Annotated in this window: 1 protein-coding gene; it reads right to left on the bottom strand. The window is 48.5% G+C overall.

What is annotated here, in order from left to right; translation table 11 throughout:
- Positions 1–98: 98 nt before the first annotated feature.
- A partial coding sequence (locus OKB77_RS24115; RefSeq protein WP_270818724.1) for a YagK/YfjJ domain-containing protein occupies positions 99–581 on the bottom strand: 483 nt, incomplete at its 5' end.

Below are 581 nucleotides of genomic sequence, written 5' to 3'. Positions count from 1 at the left end.
CCAGGGTCAATAACTTGGGAGGCCGTAATGGCGCTCCCAAGCAGCTTCACAGCGATATCTGTTTACTCTCCCTTGATAATATCTATCTGAGTTCCTTTTCAATCAGACCGACAGAACAATAACCTAGGTCTGCCAAGGCGAGGTTGGCGTGATGGTCTCTCCATACGCCCGAAGGTCCGACGACCAGCTGGCAATACCGCCAATATTTGCGTATCCAGCTTGGTCAGATAACTCAGCGCATTAATCAGGTTTATGCGCTTGGTTGTATCGCTGTAGTGGACCATCCCAATACCATCAGTTCCCCATTCCCGATATTCCTCCCGCCTGACCTGACAATTGAAATAGCTCCCGTTATTGTCGGACATATCTTCCCATACCTCTCCCAGCGCTATACCCAGCGAGATATCTCGTTGGTGAACTGCCCCATTAAAAATGAACGTAATGTGGGTATGGAAACGTCTATCAACACCGAACTCCAGTTTCCAGATATAGCCTAACAGAGCGGGATATTTGTTCTGTACTCGACGAAGGTAACAATTCCGATCTTCCGTCACGAGGTCTAACGTGAGCTGGTCGTAGTA

This window comes from Aeromonas sp. Y318-3 (genome assembly GCF_027706185.1).
GTDB classification, from domain to species: Bacteria; Pseudomonadota; Gammaproteobacteria; order Enterobacterales; family Aeromonadaceae; genus Aeromonas; species Aeromonas veronii.
The sequence above is the reverse complement of the archived record's forward strand: the minus strand, read 5'-3'. Positions and strand labels throughout refer to the sequence as shown.